The sequence below is a fragment of the Paraburkholderia sp. 31.1 genome (assembly GCF_014397645.1).
In the GTDB taxonomy this organism is placed as follows: domain Bacteria; phylum Pseudomonadota; class Gammaproteobacteria; order Burkholderiales; family Burkholderiaceae; genus Paraburkholderia; species Paraburkholderia tuberum.
In genome coordinates, this window is record NZ_VZQN01000042.1 from 45,106 (window position 1) to 62,955 (window position 17,850).

Sequence of the window (17,850 nt, forward strand, 5' to 3'; positions counted from 1 at the left end):
CGCTCCGCTCACGCAACGCGCGACGTGGGCGGCACTGTCGGTGCCGTCTCCCGACTGGCCGCGAAGCGGCGGATGTCGAACGGCTCGAGCGGCGTGCTGGTGGCGCCGGTGTCGATCAGTTCGGCCATCGTGTCGCCCACGCCCGGACCAAGCTGAAAACCGTGGCCGCAAAAACCGAACGCATAGAACAGGCCGCCGGTCGTCCCGCTTGCGCCCATGATCGGCTTGTCATCGGGCATATAGCCTTCCACGCCGCTCCACACCCGGATGATGCTCAGCTTGCGCAGCATCGGCGCGACCCGCTGCAGCTGTCTGAACTGCAGCAACGTGCTTGACGGGAGAACCTTCGCGCGGCGTTCGTCGAGATACGCAGGCGCACGCGCGCAGCCGCCGATCACGATATTGCCGCGCGCGACCTGGCGGAAATACACCACCTCTTCGATCTGCGGCGACGACACGCCGACCACCGGCTGGATCGCATACGGCACGGGTTCGGTAACGGCCATCTGTGGACCGTTGACGGCGATCGGCACCGCTTCGCCGAATTGCTCCGACAGCAGGTTGCCCCACGCACCCGCCGTGATCAGCAGCACGGGCGCATGAAACGTGCGGCCGTCGGCGCTCGTGGCGCGAAACTCGGCGCCCTCTTTTTCCACCGTCACGACATCGCAGTTTTCGACGATCTGCGCACCGAGCCGAGCCGCGGCGCGGGCGAACGCGGGCGCCGCGAGGCGCGGATTCGCGTGCCCGTCCATCTGCGAATAGGAGCCCGCCAGCACCTCCGCACCGAGAAACGGAAACCGCGCGCGCAGCGCGTCGCCGCGCAACAGGTCGAGCTTGAGACCGTAGTGCGCGGCCTCCTTCGCATAGGTTTCGAACTGGTCGGCCTGCTCTTCGCGATAACAGACGCGGACATGGCCCGACATCAGAAACTCGGCGTCGTGCTGGATCAATTCCGGCAGACGCCCCCAGATTTCGCGCGAACGGTTCGCCAGCGGCAACTGCGGCAGAAACCGCCCTTGACGGCGCACGTTACCGAAGTTGGTGCCGCTCGCCTGCTGCCCGACGAGCTGGCGCTCGAGCAGGATCACCGAGCGGCCCCGCTGCCTCAGAAAAAATGCGGCGGACGCACCCATGAACCCGCCGCCCACGATCAGAACATCGGCTTGTGCACGGTTCACTCGGTATCCTCCACGGTTGCAATGGCCAGCGGCTTGACCGGCGCCTGTCCACGAAGTCTGCCAACCTGCTCGAGCGGCACGTTCGCCGCCGCCGCGATCACCTCCGCACCCGCATGGCCGCAGTAACGTCCCTGACAACGCCCCATACCGACACGGCTAAAGGCCTTGGCACGGTTCGCTTCCTGCGCGCCTTCATCGCGCACCACGCGGCGCAGTTCGCCCGCGGTGATGCCTTCGCACCGGCAAACGATCGTATCGTCGGACAGACGCGCCGCCTGCGCGGCAGGCCACGCAAACGCCTCTGCCAGACCCAGCCGGAAGCGATCCATTTTGCGCTGTTCGCGCGTCAACGCGTCGAGCGTGGTCGCCGCAACGGGCCGCCCGAGATCGCTCAGCGCAGCGTGGGCCGCGAGCCGTCCGGCGACCTCGGCGCCGTCCGCGCCGAGCACGCGCGCGCCATCGCCCGCAATATAGACGCCCTTTTCGCTACTGCGACCGAGTTCGTCGATTTGCGGCACCCATTGCCGCGTGATCGCGTCGAACCGGAACGCACAGCGCGCGAGATCGGCAAGCTGGGTTTCCGGCCGCAGGTGATAGCCGAGACCGACCGCGTCGCATTCGACCTGCGCGACGTTGCCGCGCGCATCGCGAAAGCGTACGCCAAGCACGCCGTCGTCCGCAGTGCCGAGAATTTCGAGCGGCTCGATGCCGTTTTCCACCCGCACGCCTGAGCGCTTCAACGCGCTCACGAGCGCGCGGCCCTTGCGCAATACGTCGACGCGCGCCAGCAATTTGGGCAGCGCGCGCAAGCGCGCACCGGTCTTCGACGTGTCGAGTACTGCCGCTACCCTGGCGCCCGCCTGCACATACTGGTTCGCGACCAGATACAGCAATGGGCCGGTACCCATGAAAACGACCTGACGGCCAATCGCGCAGGCCTGCGACTTCAGCGCGATCTGCGCGGCACCGAGGCTGTAGGTACCGGCGAACTGCCAGCCTTTGACCGGCATCAACCGGTCGGTCGCGCCGGGGCACAGGATCAGCGCGTCGTAGCGCAACACGCTCGCGTGTCCTTCATGCACGATATGCAGCTTGCCTTGCGCGACGTTCCACGCCAGCGTCTGCGGACGGTAATCGATCTGCGAGCGCAGTCGCTCGAAAGTTTGATGGAGGTTCTCCGCGCGCGCGGCTTCCGTGCCGTACAGCTTCGAATACGACCGCGTGAAGCCATCGGGCTGACGCCGGTAGATCTGGCCGCCATCGCGCCTGCCTTCGTCGACGACGATCGGGCGGATGCCGGCCGCCAGCAGCGTTTGCGCGCAGCGCACCCCTGCAGGCCCTGCGCCGACGATTACGATGCGAGGTTCGGCCATTGCGCCTCCGGTTGCGTCGTGACGACGCGCATGCCTGCTTCGACCACCGTGGTGCAGGCGCGCAGCCGCTCGCCGTCGGCGGTCCATACCCAGCAGTCCTGACACGCGCCCATCAGGCAAAAGCCCGCGCGTTGTTCCGCGCCGAACTCGGACTGCCGCACATGCCGCACCGAGCACAGCATCGCAGTGAGCAGCGTGTCGCCGGCCAGCGCTTCGACCGGCGCACCGTTGATCGTCAGTTCGACTTTGGCGCGAACCGTCTCGCCTACGCGTACGAATCTGCCGTTCATGCCGCGGCTCCTGCCATACCGTCGGGCGCGACATGAGCGTCGCTGCGATTGGTCAGCACGTGGCGCAGGAACTCGCGGGTGCGCGCCTCGCGCGGCGAGCCCAGCACCTGATGCGCCGTGCCCTCCTCGATGATGAGCCCCGCGTGCAGAAAACACACCCGGTCTGCCACCTCACGCGCAAAGCCCATTTCGTGGGTGACCACCAGCATCGTCATGCCTTCCCGTGCGAGGGTGCGCATCACGCCGAGCACTTCGCCGACCAGTTCTGGATCGAGCGCCGAGGTCGGCTCGTCGAACAGGATCGCCTTCGGCTTCATCGCGAGCGAGCGCGCAATCGCCACCCGTTGCTGCTGCCCGCCCGAAAGCTGATGAGGATAGGCGTGCAGCTTGTGGCCGAGCCCCACCTTGTCGAGCAGTTCAGACGCTTCGCGTTGCGCGTCCGCGCGCGCGAGGCGCTTGACATGCACCGGCCCTTCCATCACGTTCTCGAGCGCCGTACGGTGCGGGAACAGGTTGAAGCGCTGAAACACCATGCCGACCTGGGTGCGCAACTGGTTGATGTTACGCGCGCGCTGTTCGACGCGCTCGCCGAGCAGACGAATTTCGCCTTCGTCGTATGACTCCAGCGCGTTAATGCAGCGCAGCAGGGTTGACTTTCCCGAGCCCGACGCACCGATCAGGCAGACCACTTCGCCCTGGCGGACGTTGAGCGAAATGCCCTTGAGAACGGGTACGGTGCCAAAGCTCTTGTGCACATTCGTGATTTCGATCATCGCATCCTCACTTCGCACTTATCTCGCCCTGTGCCGACCGAAACGTCGTTCAAGCGTGCGGGTCATGCTCATCAGCGGCAAGCTCATCGCGAGATAGCCGAGCGCGACGAGCGTATATACCGTCAGATTCTGAAACGTCGACGACGCGATCAGTTGGCCTTCGCGCGTCATTTCGGCGACCGTGATGGTCGACGCGAGCGATGAATCCTTCAGCATCATCACGAGCGTGTTGCTGTACGGCGGCAGCGCGACCTTGATCGCCTGCGGCAGGATCACCCGTATCATCGTCTTCACGCGGCCCATGCCGATCGACTGCGCGGCTTCGTACTGACCCGGATCGACTGCCTCGATACCCGCCCGGAAAATTTCCGCGACGTAAGTCGAGTAACCGAAACCAAGCCCAATGATGCTGGCCTGCAGCGCCGACACCTGGATGTGGATTTCCGGCAGCACGAAGTAGATGTAGAACAGCAGCACGATCATCGGCAGGCCGCGCACGACGTTGATCATCGTGCTCACACCGCGTACGACGAGGGGATAGCGCGACATCTTCAGCAATGCCCAGGTCAGGCCGAGCACGGTGCTCAACACCAGACAACCCAGCGTGATGACGATGCTCATCACCGCGCCTTGCAGCAAAATCGGTACAAAGTCGGCTATATCTTGCCAGTGCATGTCGTGCCTTCCATTGCTCTTCGTATTCGTTCAGTCCGCCGCGCCGCTGCGCGACGGACCTGGCAGGACGAGTCCCGCGTCGCCGCGGGCACGGCTCTTTTCACGCGAAGCCAATCAGCTCACCAAGTGCCACTTTTTGAGGATCGCGTCGAGCGTGCCATCGGCCTTCATTTTCGTCAGCGCGTCGTTGATCTTCGCCATCAGCGCGCTGTTGCCCTTCTTCACCGCGATCGCGATGTCGAACTTTTCCATCGGCACATACGCGTCGTCGACCCGCGTCCCCGCCATCGCGCCCGCGGCTTCCTGGGCCTTCAGGATCGGATAGTCGTTGAAGCCTGCGACGATGCGGCCAAGCGCGACATCGCGCGTCATGTCGGCGGGGCTGTCGTACATCTTCACTTCGGTGAAGATGCCGAGTTTCTTCAACTGATCGCCGTAGTCGGTACCGGTCGGCGCCCCGACCGTCATGCCCTTCAGGTCCTGCACCGAGTGATAGACCGCCTTGTTCGTGTCCTTCACGATGATGCCTTCGCCAAACGCCGTCACCGGCTGCGAGAAATCGACCACTTCGGCGCGCTTCGGCGTCGGCGTCATGCCGGCAACGATGATGTCGATCTTGCCCGATACCACCGACTGGATCAGCGCCGAGAACGGCACCGCGTCGTACGACACGTTAAAGTTTTCGCGCTTGCCGATCTCCTTGACGACATCCGGCATCAGGCCTTCGATCTGCTGCGTCTTCACGTTCATGAACGTGGTCGGCGCGCTCGACGGCGGCGAGCCGGCGGTGAGCGTCGCCGTTTCGGCAGCGTGGGCGGCGCCGAACATCATCGTCATCGCGAGGCCCGCGCCGGCGGCAAAGCGCTGCACAGTGTTGAAGCGGACGGCGGCTGCAGGCTGGAACATGAAACGCAACATGGGGATTTCCTCTGGGAATAGTGATTTTCAATCTACGCGCTGCCCGACCATCTAACGGTAGCGATCAGTCGATCCATTCAATGCAGTACATCCTGCAACCTGTAATACGCGCCGACGAGCGGCAGAAACCACGCGCGTCCAAAATGTCCTGGAATCGCGGGCCATTCGAGCGTTCGCCACGGATTGCGCGAGGCGGCGCCGAACATCACGTCGGCCATCAGACGACCCATGTGCACGGACATCTGCACACCGTGGCCGCTGTAGCCCATTGAATAGAACAGTCCTTCATGCTGGCCTGCGCGCGGCAGCCGGTCGGCCGTCATGTCGACGAGGCCGCCCCAGCAATAATCGATGCGCACGTCGGCCAGTTGCGGGAAATAGCGCGCGAGCCCATCACGCAGAATCCGCCCGCTTTTCTCATCCGAACGCGGATTCGACATCGCGAAGCGCGCGCGGCCGCCGAACAGCAGACGCTCGTCCGGCGTGGCACGAAAATAGTTGCCGATGTTCAGCGTCGTCACATACGAGCGGCGCGTCGGCAACACCGCATCGAGGCGCGCCTTGCCAAGCGGCTCGGTTGCGACGATGAAGCTGCCGACGGGCGCGATGCGGCGCCGGAACCATTGCAGCGGACCGACCTGCGACGCGCCGGTGGCAATCAGCACGCGCTCGGCGCGTACCGTCCCGAGCGGACACTGCACGTCGAACGCGTTGCCGCCGAGCGGCTTGAGGTTCGTCACCGGCGTGTTCTCGTAGATCTGCGCCCCACGCCGTGCGGCTGCCGTGCCGAGACCCACGCCGAACTTGCCCATGTGCATCTGCATGCCGTTGTGTTGCACGAGGCCGCCGAAAAAGCTGTCCGACCCGATCTCGTTGCGAATCTGCTCGGGCGGCACGAGTTCGACATCGGGATCGACTTCGCGCCGCAACACCTCGTACGACTTCGCGAGCGACGCGAAATGCTGCGGTTTCGCGGCGAGTTTGATCTTCCCGGAGTGGCGCAGATCGCAATCGATCTGCTCCTCCCCGATGATCGTTTTCACCGTTTCGACGGCGCCGGCATACGCACGGTAGAACTCCGACGCGCGTTCGCTGCCGATGCGCGCGGACAACGCGGCGTAGTCCTGCGCGACGCCCGTATTGCAATGGCCGCCGTTACGGCCCGATGCCTGCGCCGCGAGTCGACCCGCCTCGAACACGATCACCGACATGCCACGTTTGGCCAGCTCCAACGCAGCCGACAGCCCGGTGAAGCCGCCGCCGACCACCGCAACGTCGACCCGCTGCGGTAGCGGACCCTGGGCGCCGCCGGTAAAGCGTGGCGCAGTGTCGAGCCAGTAGGAGTCGAGCTTCATCGTGATGCGTTCCTGTCGGTTGGTTGCGCCGCTTTCAGCGGCGCGCGGGAAGCGATGTCGTGAGAAGGCCGGACGTGCGAATCAGAGGCCGAGCAGCGATGCCAGTTGCGGGATGCCCGACACTTCGTTGACGCCGTAATACGGGTTCAGCGGCTCGTGACTGCGGTTGACGAACGCCTTGTGTTTGATGCCCATGTCGTACGCGGTCATCAGGTCATAGCGGAAGCTCGACGACACATGCAGCACGTCTTCCGGATTGCAGTCCAGTTGCGAGAACATGTACTCGAAGGCTTTCTGCAGCGGCTTGTATGCCTGTGCCTGCTGGGCGGTGTAGACCTTGTGGACCGGCGCGCCGAGCTTGTCGACGTTGCTGTGGATCTGGTCGTCCGATGCATTCGACAGGATCACGAGCTTGTACTTCGAGGCCAGTCGCGACAACCCTTCCGGCACGTCCGCGTGCGGGCCCCAGCTCGGCACGGCCTCGTAGATCTTCAGTGCGGTCGCTTCGTCGAACGGCACGCCGGTGCGTTCGCAGGTGCGGCGCACCGAGTTCACGACCACGTCGCGATAGGGCTTCCATGCGCCCAGCACTTCGTCGAGGCGGTAGCCACGGAAGAACTCGACAAACTCATCCATCTTCGCCTTGTCCAGCTTGTCGCCGTACAGCTCGCGCGCGGTCTGGCCCATCTGGAAGTTGGTCAGCGTGCCATAGCAGTCGAAAGTGATGTACTTCGGCTCGAAATCGATCATGGTCAACATCCTGTCGTCGTGGCGAACCTGGTTGCAGGCTCGGGGTTCAGTTTCGGGTTGAATCAGTGCGGTTGATGCTTGCGTATATCAGGTGTAAAGCCGGGCTTCACAGCGTTTCGAAATCGATCAGCACACTCTTGTGCCGCATGCTCGCCACCATCGCTTCGCGGCCGAGATCCTTGCCGATACCGGACTGGCCGAAGCCGCCCGTCGGAATGATCATGTCGCCGCTGCGGCCGTAACGGTTGATCCAGATGGTGCCCGCGGCGATGCGGCGCATCGCCCGCAGCGCCTGACCGATGTCGCTGCTATGGACCCCCGCCGCGAGACCGTAGATCGGATGCGCGGCGAGCGCGATGCCCTCTTCCTCGTCGGCGAATGTCTGTACCGTCAGCACCGGGCCGAATAGTTCCTCGCGCACGGCGGGCGTCTCTGAAGTCACATTGGCGAGCAGCGTCGGGCGGTGGAAATAGCCTTCGTCGGTGCCTTCGAAAAAGCCGCCGCCGAAGATCACTTCCGCGCCGCTCTCGCGGCTCTGCCCGATCAGCGCTTCGATGCGTCGCGCCTGGGCGCCACTGATGATCGGCGAATAAGCGGTGCGGCTGTCCCACAGCGGGCCGGGCTCGATCGGCTGCAGTTGCCGTTGAATGGCGGCGATCAGCGGCTCGGCAATGCGCTCGTGCACGATCAGCCGCGTGCCGGCCACGCAGGCCTGGCCGCCGTTGGCCGTAAAGCCGCGGGCGACACAGCGCGCCGTATGCTCGAGGTCCCGCACATGCTCGAACACCAGTTGCGGGCTCTTGCCGCCGAGTTCCAGCGTGACGGGCTTGGTGCCGTGCATCGCGGCGTCGCTCATAATCGCGGCGCCCGTGCGGGTCGAACCGGTGAAGCTCATCTTCGAGATGCCTGGGTGACGCGTCAGCGCGGCGCCCGCCGTCGCTCCACGGCCATTCACCACGTTGAAGATGCCCGGAGGAATGCCGGCTTCGATGGCGAGTTCCGCGAGACGCAGCGTCGAGAACGGCGTCATTTCCGACGGTTTCATCACGACCGCGTTGCCCGCCGCGAGCGCGGGACCGCACTTCCATGAACACATCGACAGCGGAAAATTCCACGGTGTAATCGCACCGATCACACCGTACGGCTCCGATGCAACAAAACCGAGACTGTCGCGGCGCGTGGCCGCGATATCGCCACCAAGCTTGTCGGCCAGCTCCGCGAAGAAGCGGATCGCCTCCGCGGTGAACGGCACATCTGATGTATAGCTTTCCGTCACCGGACGCGTCGAGCTGACCGTTTCGAGTTGGGCGAGGCTCACCGCATCGCGATCGATCAGATCGGCCCAGCGGCTCAGCACCTTCGCGCGCTCGCGCGGAGAGCGGGTGCCCCAGCCGCTCGTTTTCCATGCCGCTAGCGCATTGCTGACCGCGTGATCGACGGTGGCGTCCGACGCGTCCGGCACATGGCCAAGCAGCGCGCCGTCCGACGGCCGGTGAACGGCGATCTGCGCTTCGCCCGCCGAATAGTACGCACCGCCAATGAAATGCCCCTGCGGCAACGGCACGGCTGAAGGATCGAAATCGAGTGACGGAGTGGACATGTCCGGCCTGATCAGTAGGTTCAAGTGTGTGGTGCCGCGTGCGCATACGCACTGATGACTGCGGCACCACTCGGCACTGCTGTTCGCCATCGCGACCGCCGAATGAACGAACATCGGATGAAGTTCATTTTAATGAACACGAAATGAAATACTAGTGGTCAAAAATAAACTGTGTGAAAAGTTCGTTGTGCGCTGCAATACATTGCCTGCCTCGGAGAGCCCACCGCCGCACTGGCGGGCACGGGCCGCAAGCCCGCACGGCTGGGGCGCGCACGAGCGAGGCGACGCGACACGCCCGTTCCGTCGTGCAACGCAAAACCGAAATGTGAATGAGAGAAAGGCGTTGACGTCAGCCGCCGTCCGTGCGAACCGGACGCGACGCGTCAGAGCGAGCGGGGAAAAGAGAGGGAAGACAGCGCCGCTTGCCACACGACATGCGGCTCCGGTACAACAAACAGATCAAAGATGAATGACGGGCGGCTGCGTGTTCATGATCCACAGCAAACGAGCAGTCTTCCTGCTTTCGTTACGCACGCTATGCGGCACCGTGCTCTTGAACTGGAAGCTGTCTCCCGCGCGCAGTTCGGAGCGCCGGTCGCCGACATTCAGCACGACCGTGCCTTCCAGCACCAGGCCCGCCTTCTCGCCGATGCCCACCAGCACCTCTTCGGAACCGGAGCCGGCCGGCAGCATGATGATCATCATCTGCAAATCGTGATCGCCATGCGGCGACAGCAATTCTTTCTGCATGCCGTTCTTGCCGACTTCGAACAGCGGCCGCTCGGCCGCCTTGCGCACGAAATCGCCGGTGATCGGGTCCGAGACCGCGTCGTCTTCTTCGAGCAGCGCGGTCAGCGGAACCTCCAACGCCAGGCGCAGGCGCTCGAGAATACGCACCGACGGATTGGCCTTGTTGCGCTCGACCTGACTGACGGTGCCGACCGACACGCCCGCGCGCATCGCCAGTTCGTTGATCGACAAACCCTGCGCGACGCGCAGCGCGCGCAGACGAGCGCCGACGTCGCCGGGACCGGGGTCGGCCGTGCGCTTCTTGCTGAGCTCGGTTCGCTGCATGTGTCTCCCGTTGATGACGCTGCGGCCGGCTGCCCATGTGCCGCCGGTGCGGTTGTTGTGCTGGGCGCGCACGGTCGCATCCGATGAGGCGCCAGCCGCTTCGTTACAATGAACGCCCGTTCAATTTTCAGCATTATATTGAATATAGCACCCGCGGGGTGAACGCCAAAAATACCTGTGCAATTGCGTTGCGCGTCGCTGCCGCCGTGAAGCAGACCCGACCACACACCGGCCCGAATAACAAAAAGATCGTCCTATGAAGCAGGCACCGGGAATGCCACAGTCTAGGCTGATCATGCCGCCAGCAGGAGTTTGCAGTGTCCGAATCAACCGTGAAGAAATCACTGACCTATCGCCGCTTCACTTCCGATGACATCGCCGCCGCGCACGGCCTCTCGGTTGCGGTGCGCTGGCCGCACCGCGCCGATGACTGGCGCTTCATGTACGACGCCGGCACCGGCTTCGTCGCCGAAGACAATGGCGCCGTGATCGGCACCGCGCTCTGCTGGAAATTCGGCGCGGACCGCGGCACGCTCGGCCTCGTGATCGTCTCGCCGGACGAACAGGGCCGGGGCATTGGCCGCAAGCTGATGGAACTGGTGCTCGAAGAACTGGGCAACCGCGTGACCTTCCTGCACGCAACGGTCGCGGGCAAGCCGCTTTACGAAAAGCTCGGCTTCGTCAGCTGCGGCGGACTCAGCCAGCATCAGGGCACGCTCGGCAGCGTGGCCGCTGTCGCGCCGCCGCCCGGCGAACAGTTGCGTGCCGCGAGGCCGGACGACACGCCGAAGCTGATCGAACTCGCGTCGCGCGCGAGCGGCTTCGACCGCAGCGCGACGATACCGGCGCTGCTCGGGTTCGCGCAAGCCGTGGTTCTCGAACGTGACGGCGAAGTGGTCGGTTTCTCGCTGTTCCGTCCGTTCGGACGCGGCTACTCGGTTGGACCGGTGGTCGCGCAGCATGGGTCCGACGATCTGCGTGCTCGCGCACTGATTTCGTACTGGCTCGCGCAGCACGCCGGCGACTTCGTGCGGATCGACGTGCCGGACGACGCCGGCATCAACGACTGGTTGACCCATGTCGGCATGCCGCGCGTCGACTCGGTCGAAAAAATGGTGCGCAACGCGCCCGCCGACTTGCGCGAGGTGGCCCCGGACCCGGGCTGGCGCGCGTTCGGCATCATCAATCAGGCGATGGCGTAACCGCCAATGACCGTCCTCTACAAAGCCGATCCGGTGCGTGGAGCGCTATGGGCCGAGCGCTTCGCGCAGCTGGCGCCCGACGTGCCGTTCCGGGTGTGGCCGGACATCGGCGATCCCACGGCCGTGCGCTATCTGGTCGCGTGGCAACCGGGAGACCTCGCGCTCACGCTGCCGAATCTCGAAGTGGTGTTTTCGGTCGGCGCGGGAGTCGATCAACTGGATCTGTCGCAGATTCCGGCGCATCTGCCGGTGGTGCGGATGCTCGAGCCGGGCATCGTCGAAGGCATGGTCGAATATGTCACCGAGGCGGTGCTGGCGATTCACCGCGATCTGTTCGATTACGGGTTGCAGCAGCGGGCGCGCGTCTGGCAGCCGATGCCGTTGCGCGCCGCCGCGTCGCGTCGAATCGGCGTGCTCGGCCTCGGCATGCTTGGTCGCGCGGTACTGGAGCGTTTGCGGCTGTTCGGCTTCGCCTGCGCGGGCTGGAGCCGCTCGAAGCATGAGCTCGAAGGGATCGACTGCTATGCGGGCGAGGCCGGGCTCGACGAGTTGCTTGCCCGCGCCGACATCCTGATCTGTTTGCTGCCGCTCACGGACGCCACGCGCGGCCTGCTCTGCCGGCGGGTATTCGACATGCTGCCGCGAGGCGCGTCGCTGGTTCACGTCGGCCGCGGACCGCAGCTCGTCAGCGCCGATCTGCTCGACGCGCTGCAACGCGGGCAGATTCACAGCGCGGTGCTCGATGTCACCGACCCGGAGCCGTTGCCCGCCGACAATCCGCTGTGGGCGCAACCGCGCGTGCGCATCACGCCGCATATCGCGAGCGCGACGCGGCCCGAACCGGCCGTCGATGCGGTACTGGAAAACCTGCGCCGCTATCGCAGCGGCGAGCGGATGAACGGCTTGATCGACCGGACGCGCGGCTACTGATACCCATGCGCGGCCCGCCCCCCGAACGCAACCCCATTTCGCCATCCGCGCGGCGTCAGCAGACGGCGCGCGATCACGGCAAGGAGAGAGATGTATGACCCGCAAATACCGCATTGCCGTGATTCCCGGCGACGGCATCGGCACCGAAGTGATGCCCGAAGGCCTGCGCGTGCTGGACGCCGCATGCAAACGCTTCGACATCGGCATCGACTACCGCCATATCGAATGGGCGTCGTGCGACTACTACGCGCAACACGGCCAGATGATGCCCGACAACTGGAAGGCGCAACTGCAGGACTGCGATGCGATTCTGTTCGGCGCGGTCGGCTGGCCCGACAAGGTGCCCGACCATATTTCGCTGTGGGGCTCGCTCCTGAAGTTCCGCCGCGAATTCGACCAGTACGTGAACCTGCGCCCCGCGCGGCTGTTCGAAGGCGTGCCCTGCCCGCTCGCTAACCGCAAGCCGGGCGATATCGACTTCATGATCGTGCGCGAAAACACCGAAGGCGAGTATTCGTCGGTGGGCGGCACGATGTTCGAGGGCACCGAGCGCGAAGTCGTGATGCAGCAGTCGATCTTCACGCGCCACGGCACCGAGCGCGTGATGAAGTTCGCGTTCGACCTTGCACAGCGTCGAGCGAAGAAACTCACGGTTGCAACGAAGAGCAACGGTATCGCGATCAGCATGCCGTGGTGGGACGCCCGCGCCGATGAAATGGCCGCCCGCTACCCGGATGTGAAGATGGACCGTCAGCACATCGACATCCTGTGCGCGCGCTTCGTGCTGAACCCGGATCGCTTCGACGTGGTGGTCGCATCGAACCTGTTCGGCGACATCCTTTCCGATCTCGGGCCGGCGTGCACGGGGACGATCGGCATCGCGCCGTCGGGCAACCTGAATCCCGATCGGCGCTTTCCGTCGCTGTTCGAGCCGGTGCATGGCTCGGCGCCCGACATCGCCGGCAAGGGCATTGCCAATCCGGTCGCGATGATCTGGTCGGCCGCGATGATGCTCGACTTTCTCGGCCACGGCGCGGGTGTCGAGCGCGATGCGCACGACACCATCGTCGCCGCGATCACGCGGGTACTGAAGGAAGGCCCGCGCACGGGCGACCTGGGCGGCAGCGCATCGACCACGGAGGTCGGCGCGGCGATCGCGGCTCGGGTCGCCAACCCGTCCTGATCACTCACAGAGCAGGCTGCACTGACTGCCCGGCGCGCGTCGGGCGCTCTGCCGTCGCATGCCAACCGGCACGGAGACCTCATATGAGCACGAATCTCGAACAACAGGCCCGCGCGCTGATCCGCACGGAGAACTTCATCAACGGCGAGTGGGTCGCCGCCGCGAGCGGTCGGCGTTTCGCGGTCACCGATCCGGCAACCGGCAAGCTGATCGCGGAAGTTGCCGACAGCGGCCCCAGCGACGCGCGAGCGGCCACGGACGCCGCCGCTAAAGCGCTGCCCGCGTGGCGCGCGAGGCTGGCCAGCGAACGCGCGGCGGTACTGCACCGCTGGCATGCGTTGATCGTCGCGAATCGCGACGCACTCGGTGCGTTGATCTCACTCGAACAAGGCAAGCCGCTCGCCGAAGGACGCGCCGAGGTGAACTATGGCGCGTCGTACGTCGCGTGGTTCGCCGACGAAGCCACCCGCATCTACGGCGACCTGATTCCGCAGCAGCAGCGCGGCAAACGGATGAGCGCGGTCAAGGAACCGATCGGGGTCGTCGCGGCCATCACGCCCTGGAATTTTCCGCTTGCGATGATCGCGCGCAAGATCGCACCCGCGCTCGCGGCGGGCTGCACGGTGGTCGCGAAACCCGCGGAAGACACGCCGCTCACCGCGATCGCACTGGTGATGCTGGCGCACGAGGCGGGCGTGCCGAACGGCGTGCTCAACCTGATCTCGGCTTCGCGTGCGGCGGCGGCCGAGACGGTCGGCGACTGGCTCGCCGACAGCCGTGTCCGCAAGATCACGTTCACCGGATCGACACCCGTCGGCAAGCATCTCGCGCGCGAATCGGCGGGCACGCTGAAGAAGCTCTCGCTGGAGCTCGGCGGCAATGCGCCGTTCATCGTATTCGACGACGCCGACCTCGATGCCGCGGTCAATGGCCTGCTGGCCGCGAAATTCCGCAATGGCGGGCAGACCTGCGTGTGTCCGAACCGCGTCTTCGTGCAGCGCGGCGTATACGAACGTTTCTCCGCGCTGCTGTGCGCGAAAGTGGCCGAACTGCGGGTCGGACCCGCCAGCGACCCCGCCTCGCAGATCGGGCCCATGATCAATGAGCGCGCTGTGGACAAGATCGCTCGTCATGTCGAGGACGCGCTCGAGAACGGCGCACTCGTATTGACGGGCGGACGACGGCTCACCGAGCTGGGACCGCACTACTACGCGCCCACGGTGCTGGGTAACGCCACGTCGTCGATGGTGTTGTGCGGCGAGGAAACCTTCGGCCCGGTCGTGCCGCTGTTCCCATTCGACAGCGAGCAGGAAGCGGTGCAGGCCGCCAACGACACGCCGTTCGGGCTCGCCTCGTACTTCTACAGCGAGAACATGCGCCGTATCGAGCGTGTCTCGCGCGCGCTGGAAGCTGGCATCGTCGGTATCAACGAAGGCGCGCTCGCTTCAGAAGCGGCGCCGTTCGGCGGTGTGAAGGAATCCGGCTACGGTCGCGAAGGATCGAAGTATGGTCTCGATGACTATCTGTCGATCAAGTATCTGTGTCAGGGAGGTCTGGAGTAAACATGGAAGCCTATCCGATCGAAGTCGAATTTCCGGACCTCTCGGCGCACGCCGACGGCAATACCGGCATTGCATACGTGCACTCGTTCGACTCCGGCCAAGCCGGGCCGCACGTGATGATCAATGCGCTCACGCATGGCAACGAAGTGTGCGGCGCGATCACCGTCGACGCGTTGTTGCGCAGCGGCCTGCGCCCGCGCCGCGGCAAGCTCACGCTGTCGTTCGCGAACGTCGCCGCGTATGCGCGGTTCGATCCCGCGACACCAGACAAAGCGCGTTTCGTCGATCAGGACTTCAACCGCGTCTGGACCGCCGCGAAGCTCGACGATCTGGCGACCCGCTCGTCGGAACTCGATCGTGCGCGCGCGATGCGGCCGGTGATCGACACAGTGGATCTGCTGCTCGACCTGCATTCGATGCATGAAAAAAGCGCGCCGCTGATCGTCGCGGGGCCGCTGCGCAAGGGAGCCGAACTGGCCGAGCGGCTCGGCACGCCCGCCACCGTGATTCAGGACGAAGGCCATCCCGAAGGCCGCCGGATGCGCGACTACGAGGGTTTCGGCGACGACACGAGTCCGAAGAATGCCCTGTTGATCGAATGCGGCCAGCACTGGGAAGCCGGCGCGGTGACGGTTGCGCGCGACTGCACCGCGCGCTTTCTGTTGCTGTCGGGCATCGTCGACGCAGCCGACCTGCCGCCCGGCTGGATCGCGCCATTGCCCGACGAAATGCGCATCGTGCGCGTGACCGAACCGGTCGTCGCCAGCAGCATGGATTTCCGTTTCGCGGGTCCTTATACAGGCCTCGAGACGTTCGACAAGGCCGGCACCGTGATCGCATGGTCCGACGGTCAGCCAGTCTCGACTCCGTACGATGACTGCATGCTGGTGATGCCCTCGCTGCGCCAGTTGCGCGCCGGCGTCACCGTGGTCCGGCTAGGCCGGATCGAACGACGTATCGACCTCCGCTCACGACAACAGGAAACAGCGCAATGAAAGTTCAGCAGATCAGGCAAGCCGCGGAAGTCTCCGCACTGGAGGATTGGGGAACCGCGGGCCTGCCCGGTACCGAACCGTCGCGCGTATCGGGACGCCAGTACGTCATTCCCGGTCACGAAGCAATCGATACCGGCGTGTTCGAGTGCTCGCCCGGCACCTATCGGCGCTCCGTCAAGCAGGCGGAGGTGATGCATTTCATCAAGGGCAGCGGCAGCTTCACGCCCGACGGAGAAGACACGGTCCGCTTCGCCGCCGGCGACACGCTATTTTTCCAAGCCAACACGGAAGGACTCTGGAACATCGATGAAACGCTGCGGAAGATCTATGTGATCTTCTGACAGCGTACGCACCCGGTATCCGGCTGCTCATGTCAATCATGGTTGCTCAAACATGCTAAGAATCGACGAAGTCCCGAATAGCGAGGGGTTCCCCGATCGCTGCGACGTAGCCGTGATCGGCGGCGGCATTATCGGCGTCAGCACCGCTTACGCGCTGGCACGGCGCGGCGTATCGGTCGTGCTGCTCGAAAAAGGCATCATTGGCGCGGAGCAGTCGGGGCGCAACTGGGGTTGGGTGCGTCAGCAGAACCGCGACCTTTACGAGTTGCCGCTCGCGATGCAGAGCCTGAAGCGTTGGGGCGAGTTGAGCGACGAACTCGGCGAGGACATCGGTTTTCGGCGCAGCGGCATTCTGTACGCAAGCGAGCAGTCTGCCGATGTCGCCCAGTGGGAAGCATGGCTCGGCAAGGCGCGCGCGCTCGGCTTCGACAGTCAGCTGCTGTCGGCTCGAGAAGTGGCCGCGCGCGTTCCGCATAGTCGGGCAAAGTGGGCGGGTGGCGTGTGGTCGCATTCCGATGGACGCGCGGAGCCGTCGCGAGCAGCGCCCGCCATCGCAAGAGGCGCGCAACGACTCGGCGCGCGCGTGCATCAGACCTGTGCGGTTCGCGGACTCGATAGCAGCGCGGGTCGAATCTCCGGCGTATGGACCGAGCGCGGCCGGATTGGCGCGAGCAGCGTCGTGCTGGCCGGCGGCGCGTGGAGCGCCCTGTTCTGCCGGCACCATGGGATCGATCTGCCGGCGGTCAATGTGATCGGCACCGCGCTGCGCACGGCGGAAGCGCCGGCCGTGATAGACGGGTGCTTCTCCGGCCCGAACTTCGCGATGCGGCGGCGGCTGGACGGCGGCTACACGATCGCGGTGCCAGGCTATGGACGCATGGAGATCGCGCCACAGAACCTGCGGCACGCGGTCAAGTTTCGCCAGATGTTCCGCAGCAAACTCAACAAGAAGCTCAAATTCCGGATCGCGCAACCTTTCTTCGGCGGCCCCGAAGGAAGTGCGGACTGGCGCAACGACGACATCTCTCCGTTCGAGGTGACGCGGGTTCTCAATCCTGCGCCCGATGCCGAGTGGCCGACCCGTGCACTACAAAACGTTGCGACGGTCTTTCCCGAACTGTCGGGATTGCGTATCGCTCATGCGTGGGCTGGCGCGATCGACACGATGCCCGATCTGGTGCCGGTGATGTCACGCGTGGAGAGCAAGCCGGGCCTTGTGATCGCTTCGGGGTTCAGCGGTCATGGATTCGGGCTGGGACCGGGAGCCGGTATGCTGGTTAGCCGCATCGTGACGGACGACGCGACTGGGATCGAGACACAGCCATATCGATTGACGCGCTTTAGCGATGGCAGCCGGCTGGCGAAACCCGAGATGATGTAACGCCTGACGTCGCCCCGCGACAGCGGGCCTTCGGTGCTGTACAGCCGCGCTCAGCGTACCGCGCGAAATCTCATGTTTATGGCTTGCGATCGATGAACGATTGATCGCGCAATCGTGGCAAACACTGACCATCAGACCATTGCAGTTGAGTGCCGACCACGCTTGATCCAATCTGCGCCAGCGCATGACCGATGACACGCGGGAATCGGCTTGTAATATCCTGCTAAAAAGGTCATCCGCGAGCGGCTTTGGGCACCCCCAATCGAC

The 17,850-nt window shown here is 64.8% G+C and carries 17 protein-coding genes; 7 read left to right on the top strand and 10 right to left on the bottom strand.

What is annotated here, in order from left to right; genetic code table 11:
- Positions 1-8 precede the first annotated feature (8 nt).
- The 10 genes from F6X37_RS27840 to F6X37_RS27885 form a co-directional block, all read right to left on the bottom strand.
- Positions 9-1,181, bottom strand: coding sequence for an NAD(P)/FAD-dependent oxidoreductase (locus tag F6X37_RS27840; protein ID WP_187613519.1), 1,173 nt, complete (start codon positions 1,179-1,181; stop codon positions 9-11).
- The gene (locus F6X37_RS27845; protein WP_187613520.1) at positions 1,178-2,554 is read right to left on the bottom strand and encodes an NAD(P)/FAD-dependent oxidoreductase; all 1,377 of its coding nucleotides are present in this window, start codon (positions 2,552-2,554) and stop codon (positions 1,178-1,180) included. Before F6X37_RS27845 ends, F6X37_RS27840 begins: the two co-directional genes overlap by 4 nt.
- Positions 2,533-2,844, bottom strand: coding sequence for a (2Fe-2S)-binding protein (locus F6X37_RS27850; RefSeq protein WP_184044624.1), 312 nt, complete (start codon positions 2,842-2,844; stop codon positions 2,533-2,535). The genes F6X37_RS27845 and F6X37_RS27850 overlap by 22 nt, the downstream gene beginning before the upstream one ends.
- Positions 2,841-3,617 carry an amino acid ABC transporter ATP-binding protein gene (locus tag F6X37_RS27855; protein ID WP_187613521.1) on the bottom strand — a complete coding sequence of 259 codons (777 nt, stop codon included), beginning with the start codon at positions 3,615-3,617 and terminating at the stop codon, positions 2,841-2,843. Before F6X37_RS27855 ends, F6X37_RS27850 begins: the two co-directional genes overlap by 4 nt.
- Positions 3,618-3,635: 18 nt before the next feature.
- Positions 3,636-4,292 carry an amino acid ABC transporter permease gene (locus tag F6X37_RS27860; RefSeq protein WP_018422365.1) on the bottom strand — a complete coding sequence of 219 codons (657 nt, stop codon included), beginning with the start codon at positions 4,290-4,292 and terminating at the stop codon, positions 3,636-3,638.
- A 114-nt stretch (positions 4,293-4,406) separates the two neighbouring features.
- A complete protein-coding gene (locus F6X37_RS27865; protein ID WP_090811104.1) occupies positions 4,407-5,210 on the bottom strand; it encodes an ABC transporter substrate-binding protein in 804 nt (267 codons plus the stop codon).
- 77 nt (positions 5,211-5,287) lie between these two features.
- The gene (locus tag F6X37_RS27870; RefSeq protein ID WP_187613522.1) at positions 5,288-6,565 is read right to left on the bottom strand and encodes an NAD(P)/FAD-dependent oxidoreductase; all 1,278 of its coding nucleotides are present in this window, start codon (positions 6,563-6,565) and stop codon (positions 5,288-5,290) included.
- A gap of 81 nt (positions 6,566-6,646) precedes the next feature.
- Positions 6,647-7,315 carry a haloacid dehalogenase type II gene (locus F6X37_RS27875; protein ID WP_187613523.1) on the bottom strand — a complete coding sequence of 223 codons (669 nt, stop codon included), beginning with the start codon at positions 7,313-7,315 and terminating at the stop codon, positions 6,647-6,649.
- Positions 7,316-7,421: 106 nt separating this feature from the next.
- Positions 7,422-8,915 carry an aldehyde dehydrogenase family protein gene (locus F6X37_RS27880; protein ID WP_187613524.1) on the bottom strand — a complete coding sequence of 498 codons (1,494 nt, stop codon included), beginning with the start codon at positions 8,913-8,915 and terminating at the stop codon, positions 7,422-7,424.
- Positions 8,916-9,374: 459 nt separating this feature from the next.
- Complete coding sequence (locus tag F6X37_RS27885; RefSeq protein WP_090811100.1) at positions 9,375-9,989, bottom strand: cupin domain-containing protein; 615 nt, start codon at positions 9,987-9,989, stop codon at positions 9,375-9,377.
- A 317-nt stretch (positions 9,990-10,306) separates the two neighbouring features.
- On the opposite strand from F6X37_RS27885, the gene F6X37_RS27890 reads away from it, so the two are divergent.
- The 7 genes from F6X37_RS27890 to F6X37_RS27920 all read left to right on the top strand — a co-directional run bounded on the left by F6X37_RS27890 (position 10,307) and on the right by F6X37_RS27920 (position 17,583).
- A complete protein-coding gene (locus tag F6X37_RS27890; RefSeq protein ID WP_187613525.1) occupies positions 10,307-11,191 on the top strand; it encodes a GNAT family N-acetyltransferase in 885 nt (294 codons plus the stop codon).
- Between the two features lie 6 nt (positions 11,192-11,197).
- Positions 11,198-12,121, top strand: a complete 924-nt coding sequence (locus tag F6X37_RS27895) for a 2-hydroxyacid dehydrogenase (protein ID WP_187613526.1) — start codon at positions 11,198-11,200, stop codon at positions 12,119-12,121.
- A 94-nt stretch (positions 12,122-12,215) separates the two neighbouring features.
- Positions 12,216-13,304 (top strand): tartrate dehydrogenase, encoded by a 1,089-nt coding sequence (locus tag F6X37_RS27900; RefSeq protein ID WP_187613527.1) that lies wholly within the window; start codon positions 12,216-12,218, stop codon positions 13,302-13,304.
- Positions 13,305-13,387: 83 nt separating this feature from the next.
- Complete coding sequence (locus tag F6X37_RS27905; protein ID WP_187613528.1) at positions 13,388-14,866, top strand: NAD-dependent succinate-semialdehyde dehydrogenase; 1,479 nt, start codon at positions 13,388-13,390, stop codon at positions 14,864-14,866.
- 2 nt (positions 14,867-14,868) lie between these two features.
- Positions 14,869-15,861 carry a M14 family metallopeptidase gene (locus tag F6X37_RS27910; protein ID WP_187613529.1) on the top strand — a complete coding sequence of 331 codons (993 nt, stop codon included), beginning with the start codon at positions 14,869-14,871 and terminating at the stop codon, positions 15,859-15,861.
- Complete coding sequence (locus F6X37_RS27915; protein WP_187613530.1) at positions 15,858-16,202, top strand: cupin domain-containing protein; 345 nt, start codon at positions 15,858-15,860, stop codon at positions 16,200-16,202. The genes F6X37_RS27910 and F6X37_RS27915 overlap by 4 nt, the downstream gene beginning before the upstream one ends.
- A 52-nt stretch (positions 16,203-16,254) precedes the next feature.
- Positions 16,255-17,583 carry an NAD(P)/FAD-dependent oxidoreductase gene (locus F6X37_RS27920; RefSeq protein WP_187613531.1) on the top strand — a complete coding sequence of 443 codons (1,329 nt, stop codon included), beginning with the start codon at positions 16,255-16,257 and terminating at the stop codon, positions 17,581-17,583.
- Positions 17,584-17,850 lie beyond the last annotated feature (267 nt).

Excerpts from the sequence above, each read along its gene's own strand:
- F6X37_RS27845 (WP_187613520.1), bottom strand. The coding sequence starts at position 2,554 with ATGGCCGAACCTCGCATCGTAATCGTCGGCGCAGGGCCTGCAGGGGTG.
- F6X37_RS27850 (WP_184044624.1), bottom strand. The coding sequence starts at position 2,844 with ATGAACGGCAGATTCGTACGCGTAGGCGAGACGGTTCGCGCCAAAGTC.
- F6X37_RS27855 (WP_187613521.1), bottom strand. The coding sequence starts at position 3,617 with ATGATCGAAATCACGAATGTGCACAAGAGCTTTGGCACCGTACCCGTT.
- F6X37_RS27860 (WP_018422365.1), bottom strand. The coding sequence starts at position 4,292 with ATGCACTGGCAAGATATAGCCGACTTTGTACCGATTTTGCTGCAAGGC.
- F6X37_RS27865 (WP_090811104.1), bottom strand. The coding sequence starts at position 5,210 with ATGTTGCGTTTCATGTTCCAGCCTGCAGCCGCCGTCCGCTTCAACACT.
- F6X37_RS27870 (WP_187613522.1), bottom strand. The coding sequence starts at position 6,565 with ATGAAGCTCGACTCCTACTGGCTCGACACTGCGCCACGCTTTACCGGC.
- F6X37_RS27875 (WP_187613523.1), bottom strand. The coding sequence starts at position 7,315 with ATGATCGATTTCGAGCCGAAGTACATCACTTTCGACTGCTATGGCACG.
- F6X37_RS27880 (WP_187613524.1), bottom strand. The coding sequence starts at position 8,915 with ATGTCCACTCCGTCACTCGATTTCGATCCTTCAGCCGTGCCGTTGCCG.
- F6X37_RS27885 (WP_090811100.1), bottom strand. The coding sequence starts at position 9,989 with ATGCAGCGAACCGAGCTCAGCAAGAAGCGCACGGCCGACCCCGGTCCC.
- F6X37_RS27895 (WP_187613526.1), top strand. The coding sequence starts at position 11,198 with ATGACCGTCCTCTACAAAGCCGATCCGGTGCGTGGAGCGCTATGGGCC.
- F6X37_RS27900 (WP_187613527.1), top strand. The coding sequence starts at position 12,216 with ATGACCCGCAAATACCGCATTGCCGTGATTCCCGGCGACGGCATCGGC.
- F6X37_RS27905 (WP_187613528.1), top strand. The coding sequence starts at position 13,388 with ATGAGCACGAATCTCGAACAACAGGCCCGCGCGCTGATCCGCACGGAG.
- F6X37_RS27910 (WP_187613529.1), top strand. The coding sequence starts at position 14,869 with ATGGAAGCCTATCCGATCGAAGTCGAATTTCCGGACCTCTCGGCGCAC.
- F6X37_RS27915 (WP_187613530.1), top strand. The coding sequence starts at position 15,858 with ATGAAAGTTCAGCAGATCAGGCAAGCCGCGGAAGTCTCCGCACTGGAG.
- F6X37_RS27920 (WP_187613531.1), top strand. The coding sequence starts at position 16,255 with ATGCTAAGAATCGACGAAGTCCCGAATAGCGAGGGGTTCCCCGATCGC.